The sequence below is a fragment of the Phycicoccus sp. DTK01 genome, from assembly GCF_017312765.1.
Lineage (GTDB): Bacteria > Actinomycetota > Actinomycetes > Actinomycetales > Dermatophilaceae > Phycicoccus > Phycicoccus jejuensis.
Map to the genome: position 1 here is coordinate 312506 of NZ_BOPU01000005.1, position 18217 is coordinate 330722.

The 18217-nt window shown below is 73.8% G+C and carries 17 protein-coding genes; 13 read left to right on the forward strand and 4 right to left on the reverse strand.

What is annotated here, in order from left to right; genetic code table 11:
• Positions 1 to 11: 11 nt before the first annotated feature.
• The gene (locus tag J3473_RS13365; RefSeq protein WP_207024140.1) at positions 12 to 707 is read right to left on the reverse strand and encodes an SDR family NAD(P)-dependent oxidoreductase; all 696 of its coding nucleotides are present in this window, start codon (positions 705 to 707) and stop codon (positions 12 to 14) included.
• A gap of 102 nt (positions 708 to 809) precedes the next feature.
• Entirely contained in the window at positions 810 to 2306 is a 1497-nt protein-coding gene (locus tag J3473_RS13370; RefSeq protein ID WP_207024142.1) for a helix-turn-helix domain-containing protein, read from the reverse strand.
• A gap of 164 nt (positions 2307 to 2470) precedes the next feature.
• Between J3473_RS13370 and J3473_RS13375 the strand changes: the two genes are divergently transcribed.
• The 7 genes from J3473_RS13375 (at position 2471) to J3473_RS13405 (ending at position 7324) form a co-directional block, all read left to right on the forward strand.
• The gene (locus tag J3473_RS13375; protein WP_030526971.1) at positions 2471 to 3514 is read left to right on the forward strand and encodes an amidohydrolase family protein; all 1044 of its coding nucleotides are present in this window, start codon (positions 2471 to 2473) and stop codon (positions 3512 to 3514) included.
• Positions 3514 to 4335 carry an iron-sulfur cluster assembly protein gene (locus tag J3473_RS13380; protein WP_207024144.1) on the forward strand — a complete coding sequence of 274 codons (822 nt, stop codon included), beginning with the start codon at positions 3514 to 3516 and terminating at the stop codon, positions 4333 to 4335. Before J3473_RS13375 ends, J3473_RS13380 begins: the two co-directional genes overlap by 1 nt.
• Positions 4332 to 5366, forward strand: a complete 1035-nt coding sequence (locus J3473_RS13385) for an NAD(P)-dependent alcohol dehydrogenase (RefSeq protein ID WP_207024146.1) — start codon at positions 4332 to 4334, stop codon at positions 5364 to 5366. Before J3473_RS13380 ends, J3473_RS13385 begins: the two co-directional genes overlap by 4 nt.
• 43 nt (positions 5367 to 5409) lie before the next feature.
• Complete coding sequence (locus tag J3473_RS13390) at positions 5410 to 5916, forward strand: DUF1097 domain-containing protein (protein ID WP_051750222.1); 507 nt, start codon at positions 5410 to 5412, stop codon at positions 5914 to 5916.
• Positions 5917 to 6022: 106 nt separating this feature from the next.
• The gene (locus J3473_RS13395) at positions 6023 to 6352 is read left to right on the forward strand and encodes a putative quinol monooxygenase (RefSeq protein ID WP_207024148.1); all 330 of its coding nucleotides are present in this window, start codon (positions 6023 to 6025) and stop codon (positions 6350 to 6352) included.
• Positions 6353 to 6456: 104 nt separating this feature from the next.
• Complete coding sequence (locus J3473_RS13400; protein WP_207024150.1) at positions 6457 to 6948, forward strand: SRPBCC family protein; 492 nt, start codon at positions 6457 to 6459, stop codon at positions 6946 to 6948.
• Between the two features lie 76 nt (positions 6949 to 7024).
• A complete protein-coding gene (locus J3473_RS13405; RefSeq protein ID WP_030526965.1) occupies positions 7025 to 7324 on the forward strand; it encodes a putative quinol monooxygenase in 300 nt (99 codons plus the stop codon).
• An 18-nt stretch (positions 7325 to 7342) separates the two neighbouring features.
• Here J3473_RS13405 and J3473_RS13410 read toward each other — a convergent pair whose 3' ends face one another.
• Entirely contained in the window at positions 7343 to 8122 is a 780-nt protein-coding gene (locus J3473_RS13410) for an isocitrate lyase/phosphoenolpyruvate mutase family protein (protein ID WP_207024152.1), read from the reverse strand.
• 126 nt (positions 8123 to 8248) lie between these two features.
• Between J3473_RS13410 and J3473_RS13415 the strand changes: the two genes are divergently transcribed.
• From J3473_RS13415 to J3473_RS13435, 5 genes are all read left to right on the forward strand, one after another.
• On the forward strand, positions 8249 to 8530 hold the full coding sequence (locus tag J3473_RS13415) for a DUF427 domain-containing protein (RefSeq protein WP_030526963.1): 282 nt from the start codon (positions 8249 to 8251) through the stop codon (positions 8528 to 8530).
• Positions 8531 to 8631: 101 nt separating this feature from the next.
• On the forward strand, positions 8632 to 9129 hold the full coding sequence (locus J3473_RS13420; RefSeq protein WP_030526962.1) for a DoxX family protein: 498 nt from the start codon (positions 8632 to 8634) through the stop codon (positions 9127 to 9129).
• A complete protein-coding gene (locus tag J3473_RS13425) occupies positions 9129 to 10082 on the forward strand; it encodes a glucosyl-3-phosphoglycerate synthase (RefSeq protein ID WP_207024154.1) in 954 nt (317 codons plus the stop codon). The genes J3473_RS13420 and J3473_RS13425 overlap by 1 nt, the downstream gene beginning before the upstream one ends.
• Positions 10079 to 10969, forward strand: a complete 891-nt coding sequence (gene folP / locus J3473_RS13430) for a dihydropteroate synthase (protein ID WP_207024155.1) — start codon at positions 10079 to 10081, stop codon at positions 10967 to 10969. Before J3473_RS13425 ends, folP begins: the two co-directional genes overlap by 4 nt.
• A complete protein-coding gene (locus J3473_RS13435; RefSeq protein WP_207024157.1) occupies positions 10966 to 11595 on the forward strand; it encodes a hypothetical protein in 630 nt (209 codons plus the stop codon). Before folP ends, J3473_RS13435 begins: the two co-directional genes overlap by 4 nt.
• A 101-nt stretch (positions 11596 to 11696) precedes the next feature.
• Here the strand turns inward: J3473_RS13435 and J3473_RS13440 are convergent, their stop codons facing one another.
• The gene (locus J3473_RS13440; protein ID WP_242525861.1) at positions 11697 to 16739 is read right to left on the reverse strand and encodes a GH92 family glycosyl hydrolase; all 5043 of its coding nucleotides are present in this window, start codon (positions 16737 to 16739) and stop codon (positions 11697 to 11699) included.
• 265 nt (positions 16740 to 17004) lie between these two features.
• Between J3473_RS13440 and J3473_RS13445 the strand changes: the two genes are divergently transcribed.
• Positions 17005 to 18012, forward strand: a complete 1008-nt coding sequence (locus J3473_RS13445) for a LacI family DNA-binding transcriptional regulator (protein WP_242525864.1) — start codon at positions 17005 to 17007, stop codon at positions 18010 to 18012.
• Positions 18013 to 18217: the final 205 nt, after the last annotated feature.

An 18217-nucleotide genomic window follows, 5' to 3' on the forward strand; every position in this document is an offset into this window, starting at 1 on the left:
GCGGTCCGGGGTCAGCGTCGGCGGCGCCGCACCGCCATCCCGACCCCCGTCGCGGCCGCGGCGAGGAGCCCGGCCGCCGCCGTCAGCTCCCGCGGGGACGAGCCGGCGGCCGCACGCAGCACCGCCGACGCGGCGGTCGCGGTGCTGTCGCCCTCGCCGCGCTCGACGAGCGCGAGACGCACCGGGCTGCCCTCGGTGCGCAGCTCCTCGGTGACGGACTCGTGGAAGCCGCGGACCGCGGCCTCCGCGCCCGACCGGGCCGACTGCCCGGCCCGGCCGCGCCGGGCGGCCGCCGACGTGACGTGGACGATCGTGCCCCGGCCGCGCTCGCGCATCCGCTCGAGCACCGCCATCGTCGTGTGGACGTGCCCGAGGTAGAGCTGCTCGGTGATCGCCCGGAACTCGCGCGGCTCGTGGTCGCGGAAGCTGCGGTCGCGCGGGTCGTCGGCCGTGTTGACCCAGACGTCGACCGGCCCCAGCTCGACCTCGATGCGGGCCACGGCGGACTCGACGGCGTCGGGGTCGGTCGTGTCGACGACGACCCCCATCGCGTCGGCCCCCGAGCGGCGCAGCGCGGTGACGAGCTCGTCGACCGCGATGGGGGTGCGTGACAGCAGCGCGATGCGGTCGCCCCGTCCGGCGAAGCGTGCGGCCGCCTCGACCGCCGTCCGCGAACACGCTCCGGTGATGGCCACGACCCTGGGCACGACGCTCCTTCCGGGGCGGCCGCCTGCTCGGCGCCCCGGGTCATCATGGCAAGGCGGCGCCGCTCGGGCGACGACTCCGCCCGACCCGTCCCCAGCGATGTCTCAGCGCAGGTCGTCGAGGCCGTAGTGGCTGATCTTGCGGTAGAGGGTCGAGCGGCTCATCCCGAGCTCGGTCGCGGCCTGCTTGACGGTGACACCGGGCGCGGTGAGGGTGCGCGCGATCTCGTCGCGCTCGAGCGACTCCAGCCGCGAGAGGCGGTGGCCGCGGGTGGCCGTCAGCTCTCCGGGCAGGTGTCGCACGTCGACGGTCTCGGCGCGGGTGGCGGCCCCGTGGACGACCCGCACGAGCTCGTCGACGTTGCCCGGCCACGCGTACGTCGTGAGGACGCGCTCGGCCGCGGGCGTGAAGTGGACCTCGCGCATCCGCGTCTGGTGGCCGACGTACCGGGCGAGCGGCATGACGTCGTCAGGACGCTCGCGCAGCGGTGCGACCCGCACGGCCGAGGCGACGAGCCCGGCCAGGGGCGCCGGCACCGCCTCGAGCGACTCGGTGGTGACGGCCCACGCGAGGTCGGACGGCTCGCCCGAGGGGGAGGATCGCAGGGCGTCGACGGCCCGCCGGTGCAGCTCGGCCGCGGCCCACGCGGGGAGGGTGTCGACGTTCTCGACGACGACGGCGGTGTCGGGCTTGGTCAGCTCCGGGGTCCACAGCGACAGCCAGGTTCCGACGTCGTCGGGGGCGGGCGCCGCGGCGCTGAGGATGCGGTGGTGCGGGTGGGCCCGGCGCAGGGCCTGGGCGACCAGGGTGGCGCGGCCGGCGCCCGGTTCTCCCACCGCGGCGACGACCCGGCCCGCGGCCAGCCCGGCGGTCGCCTCCTCGAGGGCGCGGACCCAGGGGCCGGAGACGCTGCGCAGCGTGCCCGCGCCCGGCTCGAGGCGCCCGCGCTGCACCCGGAAGACACCGCCCTTGGGCGGGGTCCGCGGCGCGCGACCCCGCGAACGCGCGAGCATCATCGCGCTCGTCGTGCTCGCGGCCGACTGCGCGAGGGCGAGCAGCAGGTCGGCCGACGAGCGGGCCCACGTCGTGATGTTGACGCTGCCCTCGAGCCGGCCGCTCACCGGGTCGAGGACCGGGACGGCCGCGCACGTGTACGTGCACAGGCTCGCGCTGTAGTGCTCCTCGGCGCGGACGAGCGAGGGCGTGCGGTCGGCGAGGGCCAGGCCCAGCCCGTTGGTCCCCGCCTCCCGCTCGGAGAAGGCGAACCCCGGCGCGAGGTGCACGGCGTCGAGGGCGCGCAGCAGCGAGGTGTCGCCGGAGAAGCGGTTGAGGACCAGCCCGTCCGGGTCGGTGAGCATGAGCGAGAGCGGCTCGTTGGCCAGCGTGCGGTACAGGTCGGTGAGCACCGCGCCGCCGCACTCGGCGAACAGCGACCCGTCGGCGACCGGCCCGACCCAGACCGGCTCGACGGACTCGAGCGACACGCCGTACTCCTCGCTGCGGCGCCACGAGGCGAGCAGCCGGTGGTCGACGGCCGACCCCGGGGCACCGAAGGGCGCGGACGCCCGCTCCGGGAGTGGTGCCCCGCCGCTCGGCCCCATCGCCGACTCCTTCCGACCTCCCGACGGTAACCCCGCACCGTCCGGGCGGCCAGCGATCCGTGTCCCAAAGTGGGACACGAGGGGTCTGGGACGCCTCCGGGGGGCCGACCTAGCGTCGGTGGGGTCCACGACGACGAGGTCGTGGGGAAACGGAGACATCGGGGATGTACACCAAGGACGGCGAGAGCTACTTCATCGTCGACGCGCACATCGCGCTCTGGGACGCGCGGGCGGAGAACCTGCGCAACGTCCACGGCAAGCAGTTCATCGACTGCTTCTACGACTACCACCGCAACCTGTCGCCGGAGAGCGAGGTGTGGACCTACGACGAGTACCTCTACCAGGGCGGTCAGCGCCTCATGAAGGACCTTTTCGAGGACGGCTACGTCGACCACGCCATCTTCCAGCCGGCAGCCCTGACCGAGTTCTACCGCAACGGTTTCGGTCAGACCGAGGAGGCGTACGAGCTCGCCGCCGCGAACCCCGGCCGGCTGACGTACAACCACAACTGGGACCCGCGCAACGGCGAGCAGGGACTCGAGCAGCTCCGGGCCGACCACGAGAAGATGAAGTTCACCGGGGTCAAGCTCTACACCGCCGAGTGGCACGGGGAGTCGCGCGGCTGGAAGCTCACCGACCCGTGGGCCTACCGCTACCTCGAGGCCTGCCGGGAGCTCGGCGTCACGAACATCCACATCCACAAGGGCCCCACCATCCGGCCGCTGGACCGCGACGCCTTCGACGTCGCCGACATCGACCACGTGGCGACCGACTTCACCGACCTCAACTTCATCGTCGAGCACGTCGGCCTGCCGCGCCTCGAGGACTTCTGCTGGATCGCCACCCAGGAGCCGAACGTCTACGGCGGGCTCGCCGTCGCGATGCCGTTCATGCACACCCGGCCGCGCTACTTCGCGCAGATCCTGGGCGAGCTCCTCTACTGGATCGGCGAGGACCGCATCTTCTTCTCGAGCGACTACGCGATCTGGACGCCGAAGTGGCTCGTCGAGAAGTTCGTCGACTTCCAGATCCCCGAGGACATGAGCGAGTACGCGCCCGTCACGACGGCGCAGAAGAAGAAGATCCTCGGCCTCAACGCCGCGAAGATGTACGGCATCGACGTGCCCGCCGAGCTGCGCCTGCCCGAGGCCGACGCGACCGAGACCGGCCCGCGCGACCCCGAGGCCGCCGACCTGGCGACGGTCTGATGACCGCCCTCGCCACGCGGGACGTCACCGACGCCGACGTCCGGGCCGCGCTCTCCGGCGTCCTCGACCCCGAGCTCGACGAGCCGATCACCGACCTCGGCTTCGTCCGCTCCGTCGAGGTCGACGGCGGCGACGTCACGGTGCACCTGCGCCTCCCGACGTCGTTCTGCTCCCCGAACTTCGCCTACCTCATGGCCTCCGACAGCAAGGACGCCCTGACCGGCCTCGCGGGGGTCGGGCGGGTGGTCGTCGAGCTCGACGACCACCATGACTCCGACCTCATCAACCGCGGGCTCGCCGCGGACGCGGGGTACCGGGGGACGTTCGGGCACGAGGCCGAGAAGGACCTCGAGGAGCTGCGGGCCACCTTCCGCCGCAAGGCCCACACCGCCGCCATGGAACGCTGCCTGACCGCCCTGCTGCGGGCGGACTCCACTCTCGCGGAGGACGGGCTGGGGTCGGTGCGCCTGCGCGACCTGCCGGCCGGCCGGGAGCGCGACGCGCTCCTGTCCCGTCGGTCGGCGCTCGGGCTGCCCGACGCGCCGGACGCGCCGGTCCTCGTCGACCACGAGGGCCGGCCGCCGGTGGCCGGCGACACGGCGATGTTCCTGCGCCGGGCCCGCTCGACCCGCATCAGCATCGACGGCAACGCGCACTTCTGCCGCGGCCTGCTGCGCACCCGCTACGAGGGCTCCGGCGCCGACCAGGCGCCCCGGCCCGACGGGGCGGAGCCCGCCGACCACCACCTGCTGCTGCCCCTCACCCCCGTCACCCGCGGCACCGCTGTCGCCGACGCCACCCCGAAGGAGTCCTACCCATGAGCACCATGCGAGCCGTCCAGGTGGTCGGCTACCACGAGAAGCTCGAGATGACGGAGAAGGCCGTCCCGGAGGCCACCGGCCCGTGGGACGTCGTCGTCCGGATCGGCGGGGCGGGCGTGTGCCGCACCGACCTCCACATCCTCGAGGGGCAGTGGGCCGAGAAGTCACAGGTCGCGCTGCCGTACACGATCGGCCACGAGAACGCCGGGTGGGTGCACGCCGTCGGGTCGGCGGTCACCAACGTCACGGAGGGCGACAAGGTCATCCTGCACCCGCTCGTCACGTGCGGCCTGTGCCGCGCGTGCCGCTCGGGCGACGACGTGCACTGCGAGAACAGCGCGTTCCCGGGCATCGACACCCACGGCGGGTACGCCGAGTACCTGCTGACCTCGGCGCGCTCCTGCGTCCGGATCGACGACTCGCTCGAGCCGTCGGACGTCGCGGCCCTCGCCGACGCGGGGCTCACCGCCTACCACGCGGCCGCCAAGGCGGCCCGGCGCCTCACGCCCCGCGACACCTGCGTCGTCATCGGCGCAGGAGGGTTGGGGCACATCGGGATCCAGGTCCTCAAGGCCCTGACGCCGGCCCGGATCGTCGTCGTCGACCGCATCCCGGCCGCGCTCGACCTCGCCCGCTCGATCGGGGCGGACGAGGGGGTCGCGGCCGACGGCAACCAGGTCGAGGCCGTGCTCGACCTCACCGGCGGCCACGGGGCCGAGGTGGTCGTCGACTTCGTCGGGGAGAACGGCTCGACGGCCGAGGGCCTCGCGATGACCCGGCAGGCCGGCGACTACCACGTCGTCGGCTACGGCGAGAACGTCGACGTCCCGACGATCGACCTCATCTCGAGCGAGAAGAACGTCATCGGCAACCTCGTCGGCTCGTACAACGACCTCCAGGACCTCATGGCGCTCGCCGCCAAGGGGCTGGTCACGCTGCACACGCAGAAGTACGCGCTCGACGACTTCCAGCAGGCCGTCACCGACCTCGACAACGGCGCCGTCCGCGGCCGCGCCATCCTCGTGCCCTGACCGGGCGCGACCCCCCCTCACCTCCCGGACGAAGGAGTCCGTCGTGAAGAGCTACATCGGAGTCGCCGTGTCCATCGGCGTCCTCGCGGGCATCTGGACGCAGGTCAGCGTCGAGCTGGGCCTGGTCACCTGGATCGCGTTCGTCGTGTGGGCCGGCTTCTACGCCGCCGGCGGCAACCGGGACGGGTTCGTCCGCATCCTCGCCTCGGCGCTGTCCGGCGTCGTCTACGGCTGGCTGGCCGTCTGGTTCGCCGGCGTCGCCACGTTCCCCGGCGCGCTCGCGGTCGCGGTCGCGGTCATCGCCGCCGCGATGTGCCTGCAGGCCGGCTGGTTCGTCCTGTCGTTCATCCCCGGCGCGTTCTTCGGCGCGGCGTCGTACTTCGGCAACGGGGCGTCCTTCTGGTCGACCGTCGTCGCCGTCGTCGTCGGCGCCGTCCTCGGGTGGGCCTCGGCGGTCGCCGGTGCCCGCATCCAGGCGCTCGTCGACGGGCGCTCGGGTGCCGCCCGGCCGCCGGCCGCGGAGCCCCCCGCCGCCCCGGCGGCCCTCTGATCCGGCGACCCGTCCGACCCGGCTGCTGCGGGCCGGACGGGTCGCCACCACCGCCGCGCCCCTACCGTGGAGCCGGTACGGACCCCCCCGGCAGAAGGAGAGCCCCTTGATCCTCATCACCGTCAAGTTCCCGATCCGCGAGGACCGGCTCGAGGAGTGGAAGGAGCTCTCGCAGTACTACGTCGAGCACGTCACGGCCGAGCCGGGCAACGTCTTCTTCGAGTTCTCCGAGAGCGTGCACGAGCCGCGCACGTTCGTCTGCATCGAGGGCTTCCGCGACGACGCGGCCGGCAAGGAGCACATGGCGCAGCCGCACGTCGAGCGGTTCATGCGCGAGATGCCCGACATCGTCTCGGCGCAGCCGCAGATCATCTACGTGGACGCCGAGGAGGTCGACGGCTTCGGCCCGATGGGCGAGATCCAGCCCCGCGGCTGACCCCGTCCCCCTCGCCCCGTCGACCCCGGGCGCCGGCCTCCCACCCCTCCGGGAGGCCGGCGCCCTCGTCGCGCTCCGGCCGGCGCGTCCGGGAGGATGGACCCGTGATCGGTGACCGCTGGGGCGTGACGGACGACGAGGTCGCCTTGCGCTACGGGTGCGACGCGATCGTGCCCCGGCCGGCGCTGCAGGCCTGGCGCGGCGTGACGGTGGACGCTCCGCCCGAGCGGGTGTGGCCGTGGGTGACGCAGCTGCGGGTCGCGCCCTACTCCTACGACTGGGTCGACAACCTCGGGCGCCCCTCGCCCCGGGAGCTCCTCGACCTCCCGCCGCTCGCGGTCGGCGACCCGTTCACGAGCACCGCCGGCCGCCCGGTGGGCCGGGTCGTGGCCGTCGCACCCGGGCGCGAGCTGACCGGGCGCATCCTCGGTGCGGTCATGAGCTACCGGCTCGAGCCCACCGGTGATTCCTCGACGCGGCTGCTGCTCAAGCTCGTCATGGCGCGGGGACGCCTGCTCGCGCCCGCCGTCGCGGTCGGCGACCTCGTGATGGCCCGCCGCCAGCTGCTCACCTGGAAGGCCCTCGCCGAGTCCTGAGAGGCCGGCCGCTCGGCGCGGCCGTGGACGGCGCCCGGCGCCCTACGCTGGGGCTCCCCGAGCAACGGAGACCCCCATGGCCGAGCTGCACGTCGTCGCCACCATCCCCGCCGCGCCCGAGCACGTCGAGCCGCTCCGTGCGGCGCTGCGCACGCTCGTCGAGGCCACCCGGCAGGAGGAGGGCTGCCTCGCGTACGACCTCTACGAGTCGGCCTCCGCCCCGGGCGTCTTCGTCACCGTCGAGCGCTGGACCGGGCAGGAGGCGCTCGACGCGCACATGGCCTCGCCGCACATCGCCGCGGCGATGGGGGCCGCGCAGGGCGCGCTGGCCGGCGACATCGCCATCCACCCGCTCGTGCCGGTCGACGCCGGCTGACCGACGCCGACCCGGGGGTCAGTTGAGCGGTCGGGTGCCCTCGGGCAGGCCGCGGCCCTCGTGCACGCCCTCGACGAGCTGCTGCAGGGCGGTGAGCGCCACCCGCTGCGACCACGGCCCGTACGAGACGCGGGCGACCCCGAGCTGCTCGAGCTCGGCCAGGGGGAGGGTGCCCGGGACGCCGATGAGGGTCAGGCGCTGCGGGCCGAACGCCTCGACCAGCGCCTCGACGTGCGCGCGCTCGGTGGCCCGGGGGACGAACACCAGCGGGGCGCCGGCGTCGAGGTAGGCCCGGCCGCGCTCGATGGCCGCGTCGAGGCACTCCTGCGGGCTGCGGCCCTCGGCCTTGACGAACGCGTCGGTGCGGGCGTTGAGGCAGAAGTCCGGCACGCCGGCGTCACGGGCGGCGCCCATCGCGGCCTCGACGGCCCGGACGGAGTCGGCGAGCGGGCGCATCCCGTCCTCGAGGTTCGCCCCGACGACGCCGAGGTCGACCGCGCGGACGACCGTGCCGGCCGGGTCGCCGTACCCGGACTCGAGGTCGGCCGTGACCGGCAGGTCGGTGGCACGCACGATGCGCTCGACCGCGGCCAGCATCTCGTCGACCGGGATGTTCTCGCCGTCCTCGTAGCCGAGCATCGCGGCGATCGAGTGCGATGCCGTGGCGATGGCCCGCGTGCCGGGCACGTCCGCCACGACGGTGGTGGAGACGACGTCCCAGACGTTGACGACGGTGAGCAGCTCCGGGGCACGGTGCAGCTCGAGGAGGTGGGTGGCGCGGGCGGCGGTGTCGGTCACCGGCCCATCCTCACCCGGGACACAGGCTTCGACAAGCGCTCGCCGCCCGGGAAGAGGGCCCGCCCGTCGGGTGTTTCCGCCCGTGACCGGGAGCGCCCGGCCGCAGACCCACGCGAAGGAGCGGACATGAAGGCCATCTGGAACGGGACCGTCGTCGCCGAGAGCGACGACACCGTCGTCGTCGAGGGCAACCACTACTTCCCCGCCGAGTCGGTCCGCGAGGACCTGATGCGCCCCTCGGGCACGACGACGGTCTGCCCGTGGAAGGGAACCGCGAGCTACAAGAGCCTCGAGGTCGACGGCACGGTCAACGCCGACGCCGCCTGGTACTACCCGGAGCCGAAGGACGCCGCCCGCGAGATCACCGGCCGCTACGCCTTCTGGAAGGGCGTCGAGGTCACCGCCTGACCGACCGGCGCCGAGACCTAGAGTGATGGCGGCCCGACCGGGCCACGGCCCGGGCTCGCCGGGCCACCCCGCCGGTGCGCGGGGCGACTGACGGGAGCGGGATGGACCTCGACCTCGGGATGCTCGTGCTGCGGCTCGCCCTCGGGCCGATGCTCGTCCTCCACGGCGTGAACAAGGTGTGGGGCGGCGGTGGGCTGTCCGGCACGGCCGGATGGTTCGAGTCGCTCGGCCTGCGCCCGGGGTGGCTGCACGCGCGGCTCGCCGCCGGCACCGAGATCGTCGCCGGCGTGCTCGTGACCCTCGGCCTGCTCACCGGTCTCGCCGCCATGGCCTTCGTCGGGCTCATGGCCGTCGCCGCCCTGACCGACCACCGCGGCAAGGGCTACTTCGTGTTCAAGGGCGGCTGGGAGTACGTGCTCCTCGTCGCGATGGCCGCCGTCGCGCTCGCGGTCGTGGGCCCGGGCGGCTGGTCCGTCGACGCCGCCGCGGGGCTCGACCTCGCCGGCGCGTGGTGGGGCCTGGCCGCGGCCGTCGGTGGTCTGCTCGCGGCCGGTGGCCTGCTCGCCGTCTTCCGTCGTCCCACCCCCGGCGGGGCCTGATGCCGGTCCGCACCGTGAGCGGCCCCGGGCCGTCGGTCCCCGACCTGCTCGCCGCCAAGGGCGCCACGACCGTCTCGGTGGTGATCCCCGCGCGGGACGAGGAGGCGACCGTCGGCGACGTCGTGGCCGGGGTGCGCCGGGCGTGGGTGGAGGACGTGCCGCTGGTCGACGAGCTCGTCGTCATCGACTCCGACTCCACCGACCGCACCGCCGAGGTCGCGCGCGCCGCCGGCGCTACCGTGCACGCGGCCGCCGAGGTCCTGCCCGGGCTCGGGCCGGCCCGCGGCAAGGGCGAGGCGCTGTGGAAGGCCCTGCACGTGACCAACGGCGACGTGCTCGTCTTCCTCGACGCCGACCTTGTCGAGTGGGGGACGCACTTCGTGAGCGGCCTGCTCGGCCCGCTGCTCACCGACCCGGGGGTCGCCCTCGTCAAGGCCGTCTACGACCGGCCGCTCCTCGACGCCGAGGGCCGGGAGGCCGAGACGGGCGGTCGCGTGACCGAGCTCGTCGCCCGGCCGCTCCTCGCGCTGCACCACCCGGAGCTCGCGGGGCTCGTCCAGCCGCTGGCCGGCGAGTGGGCGGTGCGGCGCTCCGCCTTCGAGCGGTTCTCGGTGCCGGTCGGCTACGGGGTCGAGATCGCGGCTCTCGTCGACACCGCCGCCCTCCTCGGGGCGGACGCCGTGGCGCAGGTCGACCTCGGCCGTCGCACGCACCGGCACCACCGCCACGACACGCTCGGTCCGATGGCCGTCCAGGTGCTGGCCGCGGTCGAGGCCCGGCTCGGTCGGGGCGTCGAGGCGGCGGCCGGCGTCGCGGACGGCCGCGCCACCCTGAAGCAGTACGAGCGGACGGCCGAGGGTTTCACGCCACGGCCCCGCGAGGTCGACCTCGCCGAGCGGCCGCCGGCCGTGACGGTCGAGGGCTACGCCAGCAGGACGGAGACGGTGCGATGAGCGGGTCCGCTGCGGGACGTGGGGCGGTGCTCCGGCTGGGTCGGCACGAGTACCCCGCCTCGGCGCGCCTGGTGATGGCGATCGTCAACCGCACGCCGGACTCGTTCTACGACAAGGGCATCAGCTGGGCCGAGGACGCTGCCCTGGACCGCGTCCGGATGGTCGCCGAGCAGGGCGCCGACATCGTCGACATCGGCGGCATCAAGGCCGCACCCGGGGTCGAGATCGACGCCGCCGAGGAGAAGCGACGGGTGGTCGGCTTCGTCGAGCGCGTCCGCGGCGAGTACCCCGACCTCGTCATCAGCGTGGACACCTGGCGCAGCGAGGTCGCCCGCGCCGTCTGCGAGGTCGGGGCCGATCTCATCAACGACGCGTGGGGCGGGGCTGATCCCGAGCTGCCCACCGTCGCAGCCGAGTTCGGTGCGGCGCTGGTCTGCACGCACACCGGCGGAGTGACGCCGCGGACCCGGCCGCACCGCATCGAGTACGACGACGTCGTGGCCGACGCGCGGTCGTCGCTGCTGCGCCAGGCCGAGCGCGCGGTGTCGATGGGCGTGGAGCGCGAGCGGGTCATCATCGACCCGGCGCACGACTTCGGGAAGAACACGTGGCACTCGCTCGAGGTGACCCGGCGGCTCGACGAGCTGACGTCGCTCGGCTGGCCGACGCTGGTCTCGTTGTCCAACAAGGACTTCGTGGGTGAGTCGCTCGACCTGCCCGTGGGTGAGCGGCTGACCGGCACGCTCGCCGCGACGGCGCTCTGCGCGTGGCTCGGGGCCCAGGTCTACCGCGTGCACGAGGTCGTCGAGACGCGTCAGGTGCTCGACATGGTGTCCGTCGTCGCTGGAGACCTGCGGCCGGCCCGTACCGTCAGGGGGCTCGCGTGAGGCGCTCGGTCGTCGTCGTCCCCAGCGCGCCGATGCTGCTGCCCGAGTACACCGGGCGCACCGACGCCGTGGCCGACCTGCGCTCGTGCGCCGTCGAGGTGCTCGCCGCCGCCGTCCCGGACGCCGGGTCCGTCGTCCTCGTCGTCGCCACCGACCGCGAGCAGCGCGGCACCCGGCCGCCGCTCGGGGAGCGCGTCGGCCGGCACCTCGCCGGCCTGGCCGGTCTCCCCGTCGCCGAGGTCGTCGTCGTGCCGTGGGACGCGCCCGTCGACCGCTGCGTGGCGGCGGGGGAGGCCCTGGCGGCGTCGCATCCGGAGGCCTCGGTCGTCGTCGTGGCCGACGGCAGCGCGCGCCGGGGCGAGAAGGCCCCCGGGCACCTCGACGAACGGGCGTTCGCCGTCGACGAGGCGCTCGTCGCGGCGCTGCGCGCGGCCGACCCCGAGGCGCTGCTGGCGCTCGACCCCGCGCTCTGCGCCGACCTCCTCGTGCACGGCCGCGCCCCGCTCCAGGTGGCCGCCGGTGTCCTCGGCAGGCTCGATGGGCCGGGGCGCGCACGCTGCGAGGCACTGCTCACCGAGGACCCGTTCGGCGTCCTCCACGTCGTCGCCCGCCTCACCCTCCCCTAGCGCCTCCACATCTCGGGGTCACCCCGAAATGTCCACGAGACCCCGGTTCGGAACCGGGGTCTCGCGAACGAGCTCGTGCGTCGAGCCGGCGGCGGACGCGCTCAGCGGACGGTGACCACCAGCGTGCCGACGACGTCCGAGCGGGTGTCGCCCGCGAGGACCGTCACGGTGTAGGCGCCGGCCGCGGCCCAGGTGTGCCGCCCCGAGAGGCGCACGGCGCCGTCGGAGCCCGCAGCGAGCGTCGCGTCCTCGGTCACGCTGCCGTCGCCCCACTGCACGCGAGCCGTGTAGGCCTCGCCGGGCACGCCGCCCGACACCGTGCCGAGCGGCACCGTCGTCGCGCTGCCGCGCCGGGCGGTCGTCGCCCCGGCCGCGTCGAGGGCGACGGGGGCACCGTCGTCGGCGACGGCGAACACGTGGACGCGTCCGGCCGTCTGCGGGTCGCCGGTCTGCTCGGGCATCGTCACCGACACCACGGACCGGCCGGACGGCACCTCGAGCGGCGCCGTGGCGAACAGCTTGAGGCGGCACGGGTCCGTCCCGGTCCCGTTCGTCCGGTAGGCCAGCTCGACGGCCACGGTGTTGCCGAACTTCGCCGAGCCGCACCAGTCGCCGTACTGCAGCGGGTAGTCCGCGGTCGAGCCGTCGTCGAACGTCACCGTCGCGGTGGTGTCCTGGTCCTTCTGCGTCGCGGTGCCGATGAGCGACATCCGCGTCGCGCCGGGAGCCAGGGTGACGGCGAGGGTCTGCCCGGCGCCCGACGCGCTGTCGGGCTCACCCGCCGGCACGGCCGGCAGCGACCAGCGCAGGTCGGTGCCCGGGACGGTCTGCACCCGCCCGGGGACGACGCCCTCGTCGGCCAGGGCCTGACGGGCGATGCCGGACCGGCCGCCGTCACAGGGGACGGCCGTGCCGACGTCACCGATGCACTGCAGGTCGAAGCCCTTCGCGTACGACGGGACGACGGCCTGGTGCACCGTCACGGCGGCCAGCCCGCTCGCGGACTCCTTGCCGGAGGTCACCGTGACCCGCGGCTGGTAGAAGCCCGGCTCGGCCCACGTGTGCGACCCGCTGACCGTCGAGGTGCCGAGGTCGCCGACCTTGACGCGGCCGGGGGACGAGGTGCCGTCACCCCAGTCGACCGTCACCGTCGGCGTCGACTCCTGACCGCTACGCCCACCGGCGAAGGTCGCCAGCGTGCCCGACCACTCGCGGCCGACGGAGGTCTCCGCCGCGTCGGCACCGGTGACCGACAGGGGTCCTCGCGCCGCCTTGGTGCCGTCGGTCAGCAGCTCGACCTCCGAGAGGTTGACCGCACCGTTCGCCGCGGTGACGACGAGCCGGTAGCTCGCGTACGCGCCGGGGTGGCGGATCTCGAACGGCCGGGTCTGCACCCGCCACGGGAAGGTCTCGCCGGAGCGCCGGTCGAGGGTCTTCCAGTGCTTGCCGTCCTTCGAGCCCTCGAGCCGCCAGGCCGTCGGGTCGCCCTTCTCGGGACCGGAGGTGAGCGTGTACCAGGTGGCGCGCTGCCCGGGGCCGGAGAGCGTGTACGACACCGTCGGTCGCCTGGTGGTGAACGTCGCGGCGGTGCGCGAGGTGTCGTCGAACAGCGACTTGGCGCTGCTGCCGTCCGCGAGACCGGTGGCCGTGGCCGAGCCACGCCCGGCGCCGGTGGCGTCGCGCAGCGGGTTCGGCGCGTCCGTGCCCTTCGTCAGCGACGGCGGCAGGTCCTGCGGCCGCGAGCCGAACGACGAGGGACGCGTCCCCATCGCGAACCGGACGGTCGTGCGGCCGGCCAGCTGCGACTGGTCGATCGACACGCCCGACTGGCGCTTGCCGTCGATGCTCACGCCCTGGACGTAGATCGCCCGCTCCGAGTTGCCGGGCGCCTCGACGACGAGGTCACCCTGCGTGCGGTGGACGGTCGTCTTCGTGAACTTCGGTGAGCCGATGGCCCACTGCGAGGACCCGACCTGCAGCGGGTAGATGCCGAGGGACGAGAGCAGGTACCACGCCGACATCTCGCCGTTGTCCTCGTCGCCGGGGTAGCCCTGCCCGATCTCGCCGCCCACGTAGAGACGCCGCATGATCTCGCGGACCTTCTCGGCCGTCTTCCACTGCTGGCCCGTCCAGTCGTACATGTACGGGATGTGGTGCGAGACCTGGTTGCTCTGACCAAGCATCCCCATCCGGACGTCGCGGGCCTCGAGCATCTCGTGGATGACCCCGCCGTAGCCGCCGGGCTTCGTCGCGGTCTCCGGCGTCGCGAAGAACTCGTCGAGCTTCTTCGCGAGGCCGTCCCGTCCGCCGTAGAGGTTGGCCAGGCCGACGCCGTCCTGCGGTGCGTGGAAGGCGAAGTTCCACCCGTTGGTCTCGGTGAAGTCGCCGCCCCAGTCCTCCGGGTCGAAGGACGCCGCGTCCGGGAAGTCGCCGTCCGCCGCGCGGCCGCGGAAGAAGCCGGTCTCGCGGTCGAAGCTGTTGACGTAGTGGGTCGCCCGCTCGAGGAAGTACGCCGACTCCTCGCGCAGGTGGGCCCGTCGGTCCTTCGGGGTCCTGCGGTCCGTCGCGAGCTTCTTCGCCATCTGGCCGATGCCGTAGTCGTTGACGAAGCCCTCGAGCCCCCACGACACCGACTCGTGCGTGGCGTTGCTCGTGTAGCCCTTGAAGGTCGAGGTGTCGATGCCCTTGCGGCCGACCGCGCTCGAGGTCGGCAGCACCGTGGCGTTGCGCACGGCGGCGTCGTAGGCCGCGAGCGGGTCGGGCAGGTCGACGCCCTTGACGTAGGCGTCGGCGAACGCCACGTCCGAGCTCGTGCCGGTCATGAGGTCGGCGTAGCCCGGCGAGGACCAGCGCGCGACCCATCCGCCGTCCCGGTACTGCTGGACGAAGCCGTCTGCCAGCTCGGCGGCGACCTCCGGGTAGAGGAGGCTGTACGCCGGCCACACCGTCCGGTAGGTGTCCCAGAAGCCGTTGTTGACGTAGATCTTGCCCTTGACGACCTTCGCGTTGGTGCGGGTCGCGGTGGCGTCACCGTCCTTCGGCGACACCGGGCTCGCGTAGGCGTACTTCGGCGAGCGGGCCGTCCCGGTGTTCTCGAACTGGCTGTTGGGGTAGAGGTTGAGCCGGTAGAGGTTCGAGTACAGCGTCGAGCGGTCGGTGTCGTTCGCGCCCTCGACCTCGACGACCCCGAGCCGCGCGTTCCACGCGGCGTTGGCGGCCTGGCGGACGCGGTCGAAGCCACGCCCGGCCAGCTCGAGCGCGTGGTTGTGCTTGGCCTGGTCGAGCGAGATGAACGAGGTCGCGAGCCGCAGCGTCACGGCGCGGTCGGTGCTCGTGTCGAAGGTGGCGTAGCGAGTGCCGTCGTGCCCATCGAGAGCGGTGCCCGCGCCGGTCGGCTTCTGCGAGAACGTGCCGTAGACGAACATCCGGCTGCGGCCGGCCGAGAGGCCGCTGCCGTTGTCGACCCAGCCGGTCACCGTGTTCGTGCCGGCTTGCACGGTGAACTCGCCGTCGTCGTCGACGGTGTCGAGGACGAGGTGGCCGGTGGCGGTGCCCTTCGGGAAGGTGAAGCGGAAGACGCCACCGTGGTCGGCCGGGGTCTGCTCGGCGACGGTGCCGTCCTCGAGCACCGCCCGGTAGTAGTCGGGGTGCGCGATCTCGGTCTCGTGGTCGAAGGCCAGGCCGCGGGCGTCGGCGTCCCCGGTGGGCGTGCCGGACGCGGTCGACGGCATGACCGACAGCTGGTTGCGGTCACCCATCCACGGGCTCGGCTCGTGCGAGACCGCCAGGCCCTGCAGGACAGGGCGGTTCTGCTCGTCGTTGGCCGACTGGTAGTAGTACTGCCACGACTGGGAGGTCGCGTCGGTGACCGGCGTGAGGAACGTGAACCCGTTGGGCAACGCGCTGATCGGCAGGTTGTTGCCGCGCGAGAAGCTGCCCGAGGCGTTCGTGCCGCGTCGGACGTCGACGAAGTTGGTCAGGTCGCGGCCGTCGACGACGGCGGGCTTCCCCTCGATGCTCACGTCGTCCAGCCAGCCGCCGAAGCGGGCGTCGGCTGCCGCCGTCGGGTTGTCGTAGCCGAGGAGGATCGCGTCGACCGTGCGCCCGGCGGCCACCCGGCCGAGCTCGACCGTCACGGCGTTCCACTGGTTGGCGTAGAGGATCTTGCCGCGTCCCTGACCGCTCGGGCTCGCCTCGGTGCCGTGGGCGTCGGTGGCCCGCAGGTCCGAGAGGAAGGTGCCGTCGGTGAAGCGCAGGTCGACGGCCGTGTACGTCGACGGGTAGGTCAGGTCGCCGCTCACCATGTCCGGGAAGATCTTGTACGTGAGGCGGCTGGCGTGCCCGACGGGGACGTCGACGTCGAACAGCCGGTTCCAGGCGTAGCCCCGGCCGGCCGCGGTGTGGCCGCCGGAGTAGCGCAGGGCCTTGACGCCGGTCCAGCCGACGAGCGGCCTGATGTTGAAGCCCGAGATCGGGCCGGGACCGGTGCGCGTCACCATCGGCGAGACGGTGCCCGGGCCGGTCGTGCCGTCGCTGATGTCCCAGTCGGCGAGCTGCACGAGGCCGCCGGAGTGGTTGGCCGTCACGTCGAGCCGGTAGAAGCGGTACTCGGCGGGGGCGTCGACCTCGAAGTCGAGGGTCGCGAAGCGCTGCGGGAAGTCGAGACCGGTCTCGCGGTCGAGGTCGGTCCACGTCGTGCCGTCGGCGGAGCCCTGGAGGGTGACGTCCTTCGGGTCGCGCTCGGGGGAGTCGTTGGCCGAGGTCATCGACCACTTCACGACGGTCGCCGGCTTCGCGAGCTCGTAGCGGACCCAGCCGGAGGGCTCGAAGGCGAGCCACTTGGTGTCGGGGTTGGCGTCCGCGAGGCTCGAGGCGGCCTCGTTCGGGGCGTTCTCGGCGCTGGCCGTCACGTCGGTGACCTGGCCGAGGAGGCTGCCGTCGGTCGACGCCGTGCCGGTGACGTTCTGCTGGAGCGGGCCCTTCGGCCCCTGCTCGACGCTCGAGTCGGCCGGCTGCGGCTGGCCCTCCTCGAAGGAGGTCGAGAAGTCGCCCGGCGCCGGGGCAGCGGCGCTCGGCAGCGCCGCCCCCGACACCGTGGCGGCCGCGACCGCGAGGACGGTGGCCCCCGCGCGGAACCTCGTCATGACACCCATCGGTCCTCCGTGCTCGCCCGCGTCGGGCGTCGTGCCGGCTGTCCGGGGCGGCGACGACGCGGCAGGTGAGGCCGTCGAGGGGGCGTCGCTGCCCACCGGTGCGGCGAGCCTCGGTGGGGGCGCGGCGGCCGGCAAGCCGGGACGCGGGCTTGTCCGGTCAGGACATCCGACCGGACAACGGGGTGTCGGGCGGGGTGGACGTCGCGCCCGCCTCGCTGGTCGCGGCGCCGTGTGGTGTCATGACGCGGTGACAGCGATGTCGGCCAACCGGACACCGGGGCGCCCCACGATGGCCGAGGTGGCCGCGGAGGCGCACGTGTCGGTCAAGACCGTGTCGCGGGTCGTCAACCACCAGGCCGGCGTGCGCCCGGACACCGCCGAGCGGGTGAGAGAGGTCATCCGGCGCACCGGTTTCCGCCGTGCGGGTGGGCTCGCGACCATCCGGGAGGGACGGACGTTCACGATCGGGCTGGCCGTCGAGGAGCTCGCCAACCCCTTCTACTCGCAGATCGCGGCCGGGGTCGAGCGCGAGGCCCGGATGCACCAGTACCACCTCATCACCGCGTCGGCCGAGAACTCCCCGAACCGCGAGCGGGCCGTCATCCGGGCGCTGCTGGCCCGTCGGGTCGACGGCATCGTCGTCGTCCCCGCCGGCGAGACACCGGTGGCCGACCCCGAGGTCGAGGGGGCCGGGGCGCCGATCGTCCACCTCGACCGGCCGGTCCGCGGCGCGACCTGCGACACGGTCCTCAGCGACAACGTCGGCGGGATGCGCAGCGCGGTCGAGCACCTCGTCGCGCACGGGCACCGGCGCATCGGCTTCCTCGGCGACGACCCCGAGTTCTGGACGGCGCGCCAGCGACGCGAGTCCTTCCTCGCGACCCACGTCTCCCTCGGGCTGCCCCGCACCCCGCCGGTCGCGATGGGGCCGCACTCGGCCGAGTCGGTGCGCACAGCGCTGGGGGAGTGGGCGGCCGACCCCGAGCCGGTCACTGCCGTCGTCACCGGCAACAACCGCGTGACGGTGCTGACGCTCGTCGCGCTGCGCCACCTCGGGCTCGACCTGTCGCTCGTCGCGTACGACGACTTCGAGCTGGCCGAGCTCGTCGACCCACCGGTCACCGCCGTCCACCAGGACCCCACGGCGATGGGCGAGAAGGCCGCGCAGGTGCTCTTCGCCCGCCTGCTCGGGGACGAGTCGCCGCCGCGGACCATCGTCCTGCCGACACGCCTCGTCGTCCGCGGCTCCGGCCGCCGCCGCTGACCTCCCCGCCGCCTACACCTGCCACCCCCTCGCCGCCGCCCCCTCCCCTGCCACCCCCTCCCCTGCCACCCCCTCCCCGCCGCCCCTCCTTCCGCGCGAACGTGTGTTGACTCGCCGAGGAGCCCCGGTGTCATGTGCCAGGACATCGCTGACACAAGTGTCATCGTGGGCCTGACAGTAGGGACTTTCGGGGGCGGCCGGGAGG